This window comes from Ideonella sp. (assembly GCF_035254525.1).
Classification (GTDB): domain Bacteria; phylum Pseudomonadota; class Gammaproteobacteria; order Burkholderiales; family Burkholderiaceae_C; genus Ideonella.
Genome location: NZ_DATFAN010000150.1, coordinates 101,523 through 110,446 on the forward strand (window position 1 = coordinate 101,523; position 8,924 = coordinate 110,446).

Here is an 8,924-nt window from a genome sequence, read left to right on the forward strand (position 1 = left end):
GGGACTCCGTGTTGTTGGGGTGGAATGCGTCGCGGGATGATAGGCAGGCGTCAGCTGCCGGGGAAGAACGGCTTGCCGAGCGAGGCCGGCATATTGACCTTGATCCAGTTCGGGTTGCGCGAGATCAGCACCAGCACGACGATGGTCGAGAGGTACGGCAGCATCGTCAGCCACTGGCTCGCGATCTGCACGCCCTCGCCTTGCAGGTGGAACTGCAGCATCGTCACGCCGCCGAACAGGTAGGCGCCAAGCAGGACACGTGCCGGCCGCCAGGTCGCGAAGGTCGTCAGCGCGAGCGCGATCCAGCCCTTGCCCGCGACCATGCCCTCGACCCACAGCGGCGTGTAGATCACCGACAGGTAGGCACCGGCCAACCCGCACAGCGCACCGCCGGCGACCACCGCCGCCAGCCGGATGCGCCGCACCGGGTAGCCCAGCGCATGCGCCGACTCGGGCGACTCGCCGACCGCGCGAAGCACCAGCCCGGCGCGCGAGCGGTAGAGGAACCAGGCCAGCGCCACGGTCAGCGCGATCGCCCCGTAGACCAGCGGGTGGTGGCGAAACAGCGCCGGGCCGACGAGCGGGATGTCGGCCAGGCCGGGGATCGCGTACTGTGGCCGCTCGCCGATGCGCTGCTGCACGTAGCCGATGCCGACGAAGGCCGAGAAGCCGGCGCCGAACAGGCTCAAGGCGAGGCCGCTCGCGTACTGGTTGGTGTTGAGCCAGATCACCAGCACGCCGAAGGCGGCGGCCATCAGCGCCCCGGCGCCCATGCCGGCGGCGAAGGCGAGCACATCGGAGCCCGTGTGCACCGCGGTCGCGAAGCCGGCGATCGCGGCGACCAGCATCATTCCTTCGGCGCCGAGGTTGACGATGCCGGCGCGCTCGTTGACCAGCAGCCCCATGCCGGCGATCGCGAGCACGGTGCCGGCGTTCAGCGTGGCCGCCAGCAGCAGGGCGATCTCGTTCATGCCGCCACCTTCGTGCTCATGCCCCGCCCCAGGCGGACTCTGTAGTGGATCAAGGTATCGCAGGCCAGCAGCGCGAACAGCAGCAGGCCCTGGAACACGCCGGTCAGCGCCTTCGGCAGCCCGAGGCGCGACTGTGCGAGCTCGCCGCCGATGTAGAACATGCTCATCAGCACCGCCGAGAACACGATGCCCACCGGGTGCAGCCGGCCGACGAAGGCCACGATGATCGCCGCGAAGCCGTAGCCGGCCGGCACGTAGGGCGTGAGCTGCCCGAGCGGCCCGGCGGCTTCGAGCCCGCCCGCCAGCCCCGCCAGGCCGCCCGAGGCCAGCAGCGCCGTCCACAGCGCGCGGCGCGACGAGAAGCCGGCGTAACGCGCCGCCGCCGGCGCCAGGCCGCCCACCTGCAGCGCGAAACCGCGGTAGGTGCGAAACAGGAACACCCACAGTGCGCCGACCGCCGCCAGCGCGATCAGCGTGCCGATGTTCATGCGCAGCCCGGCCACCAGGCGCGGGATCTTCGTGCTCGCGTCGAAGGTGATGGTCTGCGGGAAGTTGTAGCCCGCCGGGTCCTTCCAGGGCCCGTAGACCAGCCAGGCCAGCAGCATGTCGGCCACGTAGACCAGCATCAGGCTGACGAGGATCTCGTTGGCGTTGAAGCGATCGCGCAGCAGCGCCACCAGCCCCGCCCACGCCATGCCGCCGGCCATGCCGGCCAGCAGCACCGGCACGACGATGCCGCGGCCCAGCCACGCGGTGCCCGGCCCGGCCTGCATCGCGACCCAGCCGGCCGCCAATGCCCCGACAACGAACTGGCCCTCGGCGCCGATGTTCCAGATGTTCGAGCGAAAGCACAGCGCGAGGCCCAGCGCAATCAGCACCAGCGGCACCGCCTTGACCGACAGCTCGGACAGCGCATACGCACTCTTCACCGGCTCGACGAAGAAGACCTGCAGGCCACGCACCGGATCCTTGCCGAGCAGTGCGAACAGCACGACGCCGGCCAGCACGGTGATGGCCAGCGCGAGCAGCGGCGAGCCGACGGACATCAGCTTGGACGGCTGTGGCCGGGGCTCAAGCCGCAGCATGCGACACCTCCGTGGCGGGCGTGGCGGACGGCCCGTCCGATGAGGGCCACAGCCCGGACATCCACTCGCCGATGCGCTCGACGCTGGCCTCGGCGGTGGCGATGGTCGGCGAGAGGCGCCCGCGCGCAATCACCAGCAGCCGGTCGCTGATCTCGAACAGCTCGTCGAGCTCCTCGCTGACGACGAGCAGCGCGCAGCCCTCGTCGCGCAGGCGCAGCAGCTCGCCGCGGATCTGCGCCGCCGCGCCGACGTCCACCCCCCAGGTCGGCTGGGCGACGATCAGGACCTTGGGCTTGGCATCGATCTCGCGGCCGACGAGGAACTTCTGCAGGTTGCCGCCCGACAGCGAGCGCGCCGCCGCGTCCGGGCCGCCGGCCTTGACCTTGAAGCGGGCGATCAGGTCGGCCGCCAGCGCGCGCGTCGCGGCCAGATTCAGCCAGCCGCCGCGGCCCACCGTCTGGGTGCGCGTCAGCAGCGTGTTCTGCGCCAGGCTGAGCGATGGCACCGCGCCGCGGCCCAGCCGTTCCTCCGGCACGAAATGCAGGCCCAGCAGCCGGCGCTGGCGCGGCGAGGCGACGGCGATGTCGTGGCCGAAGAGGGTGACCGAGCCGCGTGGCGCACGCCGGTCCTCGCCCGATAGCGCGGCCATCAGCTCCTGCTGGCCGTTGCCCGACACGCCGGCGATGCCGACGATCTCGCCGGCCCGGACCTGCAGCGACACGCCGGCCAGGGTGACGCCGAACGGGTCCTGCTGCGGCAGGCTCAGCTTCTTCACCTCCAGCGCGACCGCGCCGGTGTGCGCCTCGCGGTGCGCCAGCGCCGGCGGCTCGGCGCCGATCATCAGGCGCGACAGGCTGGCGTTGGTCTCCTGCGTCGGATCGACCTCGCCGGTGACCTGGCCGCCGCGCAACACGGTGCAGTGGTGGCACAGGTCGCGGATCTCGTCGAGCTTGTGGCTGATGTAGAGGATGCTGCAGCCCTCGCTGCTCAACTGCCGCAGCGTGACGAACAGCTTCTCGACCGCCTGCGGCGTCAGCACCGAGGTCGGCTCGTCGAGGATCAGCAGGCTCGGCTTCGTCAGCAGCGCCCGCACGATCTCGACCCGCTGGCGCTCGCCGACGCTGAGCGTATGCACCGGGCGCAGCGGATCCACCTCGAGCCCGTAGCCGGCCGCCACCTGGCGGATGCGCTCGGTCACCTGCGCCAGCGTGTGCTCCTTGCCCAGGCCCAGCCAGACGTTCTCGGCCGCGGTCAGCGTGTCGAACAGCGAGAAGTGCTGGTAGACCATGCTGATGCCCAAGGCGCGCGCCGCCGCCGGGCTGGCCACCTTCACGGGCTGGCCGTTCCAGAGGATCTGGCCGGCGTCGGGCTGGGTCGCGCCGTAGATGATCTTCATCAGCGTCGACTTGCCCGCGCCGTTCTCGCCCAGCACGGCATGGATCTGGCCCGGCGCGACGCGCAGGTTCACCCCGTCGTTGGCGCGCACGGCGGGGTACTGCTTGGTGATCGCAGTGAGTTCGAGGCGAAGCATGGGTGGCGGCGCGGCGGGCGCCGCGGGTTCAGAAATGATATTCGGCGCGGATCATCGGCGATTTCGCGAACGCGCCGTCACCGGCCGGGCCCTTGTGGTCGTTGCCGAACTTGTTCAGCCAGTACTGGTACTCGATGCCCAGCTTGAAGGTGTTTTTGCCGCCGAACAGCGTGGTCACGTCGTACATCACCTGCATGTCGATGTTGGTCTCGGGCTTGGTGTCGGCGCCGAACTCGTCCTTGCCCTTGGCGGCGATGAAGTTGGCGTAGCCCTCGAACGACAAGGGCAGGCTGCCGATGGGGATGCCCCAGGCCGCCGTCAGCATCGGGTGCGGATCGTAGCTGTAGCGCGGCGTGGCGACGCCGGTGAAACCGTTGTAGGGCGCATTGCTCTCCCACAGCTCGAGCAGGCTCACGGCGAGGAAGCCCGGCACGTCGAAGTTGACCGTCGGGCCAGCCACCAGCATGCGCTTCTTGGAGTTGTAGCCGGCGTCGTTCTTCACGTTGGCATCGAAGCCGAGCGTGAGGCCCAGGCCGCGCACCGGCCCCCACTTGAACGCGGTGCCGGTGGTCTTCTCCAGGTCCAGCGTGTGGCGGTAGACGATGTAGACCTCCTGCGCGCCGTTCTTCGAGCCGACCGAGGCCGGGTCCTTGTCGTCCGACAGCAACAGGTCGATGTTGAAGAAGTTGCTCCCGTACTTGTAGCCGCTGACGTGGTTGAAATCGAGGATGTCCTTGTGGATGTCGGTCGCGCCGAACGGCTCGGCGAACTTGTCGCCGGTGCGGTAGCCGATCGACGTGTCGCTCCAGTCGGCGGCCTGGGCGGCGGCGGTCGAGAGGGCCAGGGCGGCGGCAAGGGCAAGTCGGGCGCGGGAGAGCATGGGGGGTTCCTTGGTGGATCAGGGGTTGGGGGAGGTTCGTCGGTATCGCGTGCGGCCGGCGACCCAGGCCGCCGCGACGTTGCGTTCGTCGGCCAGCGTCAGCCAGGCGAAGACGCGTGCATGCAAGGCCTGTTCCGACAGGCCGGCGATGGCGCCGCGCGCGACCGCGTCACGGTGCGTGGCGACGGGGCCATGCGCCCAGTCCCAGGCCACCACGTCCGCCACCGCGCCGGGCTCGAGGGTGCCGATCTCGTGCCCCAGGCCCAGCGCCTCGGCGGCGCCGCGCGTGGCCGCATGCAGCGCCGCCCAGGCCGACAGCCGCTGGCCCTGCAGCGCCTGCACCTTGTAGGCCTCGGCCAGCGTGCGCGGCATCGACAAGCTGGTGCCGCCGCCGACATCGGTGCCGATCGAGACACGGTGGCCGCTGGCGACCGCGGCACGCCAGTCGAACAGGCCGCTGCCGAGAAAGAGGTTGCTTGTCGGGCAGTGCGCGATGTGCGCGCCGGTCGAAGCGAGCAGGGCGCGGTCCTCGTCATCGAGCCAGATGCCGTGCGCCAGCACCGAGCGTTCGTTCAGCAGATCGAAGCGGCGGTAGACATCCAGGTAGCTGCGCGCCTCGGGAAAGAGCTGGCCCACCCAGCGCACTTCGTCGGGGTTCTCGGCGACGTGGGTCTGCATGTACAGGCCGGCATGGCGCCCGAGCAGCTCGCCCGCCATCGCCAGCTGCGCCGGCGTGCTGGTGATCGCGAAGCGCACGGTGACTGCGAAGGCCGCGCGGCCGCGGCCGTGCCAGCGCGCGATCAGCGCCTCGCAGTCGCGCTCGGCGCCCGCCACGTCGTCGCGCAGGCCCTCGGGCGCATGGCGGTCCATCAGCACCTTGCCGGTGACGATGCGCATGCCGCGCTCGTCGGCCGCGGCGAACAACGCCTCGGCCGACGCGGCATGCACGGTCGGGAAGACCACCGCCGCGGTCGTGCCGTGGGCCAGCAGCGCATCGAGGAACAACGCCGAGCCGGCGGCGGCCACCGCGGGGTCGGCAAAGCGCTGCTCGGCCGGGAAGGTGTAGGTGTCCAGCCAGTCGAGCAGGCTGCTGCCGTAGCTCGCGATCACGTCGAGCTGCGGGCAGTGCACATGGGTGTCGATGAAGCCCGGCAGCAGCAGGCGGCCGCGGTGGTCTTCACGCTGCCAGTCGTCGCCGGGCGGCTGGCCGCCGGGGCGCACGTCGACGATGCGACCATCTTGGATCAGCATCCAGTGGTCGGGGCGAAAGCGCACCGCCGGGCTGTTCACGTCGTCCAGCGCAGGCGTGCCGGTGAAATCCAGCAGGTCGCCGCGCAGTGCGAGCCGGCTCGTGCTCGTGGCGGCGCTCATTGCAGCGCTCCTGCGGCGGGCCCATCGACCAGCTCGCGCGCCACCGTGCGGATCGCCTCGCGCACCCAGCGCTGCGCGGCCGAGGCGTGGGTGCGGTCGTGCCAGAGCTGGTAGTAGGCCATCGGCGGAAAGCGCAGCGGGCAAGGCACGATGCGCACCGGCAGCCGGCCGACATAGCGCAGGCAGAACAGCTTGCCGGTCGTCAGCACCAGGCGGCTGCCCGGCAGCATGGCCGGCACCAGGCCGAAGTGCGCGCAGCGCACGGCGATGCGGCGCGTCTGGCCCTGCAGGCTCAGGTATTCGTCGATCACGCCGGGCGCGCCGGGGTGCAGCGGGGTCGGCGCGACGTGGTCGCTCGCGAGGTAGCGCTCGACCGTCCAGCTCTTCGGGCTTCGCACCGCTGGGTGATCGTCGCCGACCAGGCAGACCACGTCGTCGCTGATCAGGCGGCCCAGGTGCAGCTCGCCCGGCGGGCGCATCCAGTTGCCGACGACCACGTCGACCTCGCCCAGGGCCAGCTTGGTGCGGTAGTCGGCGTCGCCGGTCAAGGGATGCAGCGCCAGCCGGATGCCCGGCGCGCGCTCGCGCAGGCGGGTGACCAGCGTCGGCAGGAACCGCGGGTCGAGGTAGTCGCTGGCCGCCAGGTTCAGCGTGAACTCGGTGTCCGCCGGGTCGAAGCGGCGGCCGGCGCGCGTCGGGCCGAACAGTGTTTCGGCTTCACGCAGAAGGCGCTGGGCGGGCCCGAGCAGCGCGAGCGCCGCATCGGTGGGCACCATGCCCGTGCCCGAACGCACCAGCAGAGGGTCGCCGGTCAGCGAGCGCAGGCGCTTGAGTTGCGTGCTGACCTGGGGCTGGGTGCTGCCCAGCCGCAGGGCGGCACGCGAAACGCTTCGCTCGGAGATCACGGTGGACAAGACCCTCACCAAATGGAGGTCGATGTTCGTCAAAGAGGGGTTCATCGTCATACGGCACACCATATGCAAGCCATGCGCCTGCAAGCATGCGCCATGATCCAGGGCCTGTTCACACTACGGAGACCCGGGTCTGCGTAGTGTGAGCAGGCCCTAGTTCGTCGTACGTTCGGGCGAACCCGCTTGGCGCCCGGCTGCGCGGCGTGGCAGTGTCCCGAGAACGAACCTCCCCTTTCGCGATGAGCAAACCACCGATCCGCTTCGTCTTCCGCGGCCAGCTGGCCGAGGCGAGCGCCGAGGAACCGACCCGCAGCGTGCTGCAGTGGCTGCGCGAGGACACGCGCGCCTGCGGCAGCAAGGAAGGCTGCGCCGAAGGCGATTGCGGCGCCTGCGCCGTCATCGTGGCCGAGCTCGACGAAGACGTGCCCCCGCCGACCCGCGCCCTGCGCCTGGCCGGGCTCGCGCTGCGGCCGGTCAATGCCTGCATCCGCTTCCTGCCGACGCTCCACGGCAAGGCCCTGCTGACCATCGAAGACCTCGCCGCGCCGGATGGCACGCTGCACCCGGCGCAGCGGGCGCTGGTCGACCACCACGGCTCGCAGTGCGGCTTCTGCACGCCGGGCTTCGCCGTCTCGCTCGCGCTGTGCCATGAGCGGCATGCCGAAGCCGGCACGCGGCCGACGCGGGGCGAGCTGGCTGACGAGCTCGCCGGCAACCTGTGCCGCTGCACCGGCTACCGGCCCATCCTCGATGCCGGCGAGGCGATGGGGGGCACGCCCGGCCCGCGGCTCGCGCTCGAGGGCATGGCCGATCAACTGCGCGCCCTGCGCGCCGAGCAAGCGCCCCTGTCTGTCCCTGGCTTCGAGGCACCACGCACGCTGGCAGCGCTGGCCTCAGCGCGCGCGGCCCGGCCCGGGGCGACCTTGCTCGCCGGAGCGACCGACATCGGGCTGTGGGTCAACAAGCAGTTCAAGCCGCTGCCCGACCTGATCTACCTGGGCGACGTGGCGGAACTGCGCCGCATCACGGAATCGGCGTCGATCCTGCGCATCGGCGCCGCCGTCACGCTCGAAGACGGCTGGGCCGCGCTGGTCGCGCGCTGGCCGGCGCTGGCCGAGATGGCCAGGCGCTTCGCCGGCCCGCCGGTGCGCCATGCCGGCACGCTGGTCGGCAACCTCGCCAACGGCTCGCCGATCGGCGACACCGCGCCGGTCCTGATCGCGCTCGGCGCAAGCTTGACGCTGCGGCGGGGCGACGCCACGCGTGACATGCCGCTGCAGGATTTCTATTTGGATTACATGAAGAATCAGCTCGCACCGGGCGAGTTCGTCGAGGCGGTGGCGGTGCCGCTCACCACCACCACCGACCCGGGCTGGCACGTGCAGGCGCACAAGCTGTCCAAGCGCTTCGACTGCGACATCTCGGCCGTCAGCGCCGGCTTCGCGCTGCGGCTGGAGGGGGAACGCATTGCCGAGGCGCGGCTTGCGTTCGGCGGCATGGCGGCCATCGTCAAGCGGGCCGCCGGCGCCGAGGCCGCACTCGTCGGCCAGGCCTGGACCGAGGCGACGCTGCGCGCCGCGCAGCACGCGCTCGCCAGCGACTTCGCGCCGCTGACCGACCTGCGCGCCAGCGCCGCCTATCGCGGCCAGGCCGCGGCCGCGCTGCTGGAGCGGCTGTGGTGGAGCACCCGGCCGGTGGACCCGCTGCCGGAGGCCGCGCTGCGGGTCTTCGCCTGAGGAGACCGGCACGATGGAAATGACCCCGCCCCGCGCTGCGACCGCCCCGGTCGTCGGCGCCGCGCTACCGCACGAATCGGCCACCTTGCATGTCAGTGGCCGCGCGGCCTATGTCGACGACCTGCCCGAACTGGCCGGCACGCTGCATGCCGCGCTGGGCCTCTCACCCGTCGCGCACGGCCGCCTGCTTGGCATCGACGTAGAGGCGCTGAAGCTTGAGCCCGGCGTGGTCGCGGTGCTGACGGCCGCCGACATCCCCGGCCGCAACGACTGCGGGCCGATCGTGCACGACGACCCAATCCTCGCCGACGGCACCTTGCGCTACCTCGGCCAGCCGGTGTTCGCGGTGATCGCGACGAACCGCGAGGCCGCGCGGCGCGCCGCCGCCCAGGCCAAGCAGGTGCTGCGCATCGAGCCCTTGCCGGCGCAGTTGTCGGTG

7 protein-coding genes and 1 pseudogene are annotated in these 8,924 nt (G+C 71.3%); 2 read left to right on the forward strand and 6 right to left on the reverse strand.

Features of this window, described 5'->3' with window-relative positions:
* Window positions 1–50: 50 nt before the first annotated feature.
* From VJ693_RS15445 to VJ693_RS15470, 6 genes are read right to left on the reverse strand one after another with little or no spacing between them, the layout of a single operon-like run.
* Complete coding sequence (locus tag VJ693_RS15445) at window positions 51–971, reverse strand: ABC transporter permease (protein ID WP_324155495.1); 921 nt, start codon at window positions 969–971, stop codon at window positions 51–53.
* Complete coding sequence (locus VJ693_RS15450) at window positions 968–2,056, reverse strand: ABC transporter permease (RefSeq protein ID WP_324155497.1); 1,089 nt, start codon at window positions 2,054–2,056, stop codon at window positions 968–970. The genes VJ693_RS15445 and VJ693_RS15450 overlap by 4 nt, the downstream gene beginning before the upstream one ends.
* Window positions 2,043–3,587, reverse strand: coding sequence for an ABC transporter ATP-binding protein (locus tag VJ693_RS15455; RefSeq protein WP_324155499.1), 1,545 nt, complete (start codon window positions 3,585–3,587; stop codon window positions 2,043–2,045). The genes VJ693_RS15450 and VJ693_RS15455 overlap by 14 nt, the downstream gene beginning before the upstream one ends.
* 28 nt (window positions 3,588–3,615) lie before the next feature.
* Window positions 3,616–4,467, reverse strand: a complete 852-nt coding sequence (locus VJ693_RS15460; RefSeq protein WP_324155500.1) for an outer envelope protein — start codon at window positions 4,465–4,467, stop codon at window positions 3,616–3,618.
* An 18-nt stretch (window positions 4,468–4,485) separates the two neighbouring features.
* Window positions 4,486–5,838, reverse strand: a complete 1,353-nt coding sequence (gene guaD / locus VJ693_RS15465; protein WP_324155502.1) for a guanine deaminase — start codon at window positions 5,836–5,838, stop codon at window positions 4,486–4,488.
* The gene (locus VJ693_RS15470; protein ID WP_414652298.1) at window positions 5,835–6,761 is read right to left on the reverse strand and encodes a LysR family transcriptional regulator; all 927 of its coding nucleotides are present in this window, start codon (window positions 6,759–6,761) and stop codon (window positions 5,835–5,837) included. The genes guaD and VJ693_RS15470 overlap by 4 nt, the downstream gene beginning before the upstream one ends.
* 227 nt (window positions 6,762–6,988) lie before the next feature.
* On the opposite strand from VJ693_RS15470, the gene xdhA reads away from it, so the two are divergent.
* The gene (xdhA, locus tag VJ693_RS15475) at window positions 6,989–8,485 is read left to right on the forward strand and encodes a xanthine dehydrogenase small subunit (RefSeq protein ID WP_324155505.1); all 1,497 of its coding nucleotides are present in this window, start codon (window positions 6,989–6,991) and stop codon (window positions 8,483–8,485) included.
* A gap of 13 nt (window positions 8,486–8,498) precedes the next feature.
* Window positions 8,499–8,924, forward strand: a pseudogene (locus tag VJ693_RS15480) (xanthine dehydrogenase molybdopterin binding subunit); the annotation flags it as partial.

Bases quoted from the DNA above. Each gene is read 5' to 3' on its own strand.
- VJ693_RS15445 (WP_324155495.1), bottom strand. From the start codon at position 971: ATGAACGAGATCGCCCTGCTGCTGGCGGCCACGCTGAACGCCGGCACC.
- VJ693_RS15450 (WP_324155497.1), bottom strand. From the start codon at position 2,056: ATGCTGCGGCTTGAGCCCCGGCCACAGCCGTCCAAGCTGATGTCCGTC.
- VJ693_RS15455 (WP_324155499.1), bottom strand. From the start codon at position 3,587: ATGCTTCGCCTCGAACTCACTGCGATCACCAAGCAGTACCCCGCCGTG.
- VJ693_RS15460 (WP_324155500.1), bottom strand. From the start codon at position 4,467: ATGCTCTCCCGCGCCCGACTTGCCCTTGCCGCCGCCCTGGCCCTCTCG.
- guaD (WP_324155502.1), bottom strand. From the start codon at position 5,838: ATGAGCGCCGCCACGAGCACGAGCCGGCTCGCACTGCGCGGCGACCTG.
- xdhA (WP_324155505.1), top strand. From the start codon at position 6,989: ATGAGCAAACCACCGATCCGCTTCGTCTTCCGCGGCCAGCTGGCCGAG.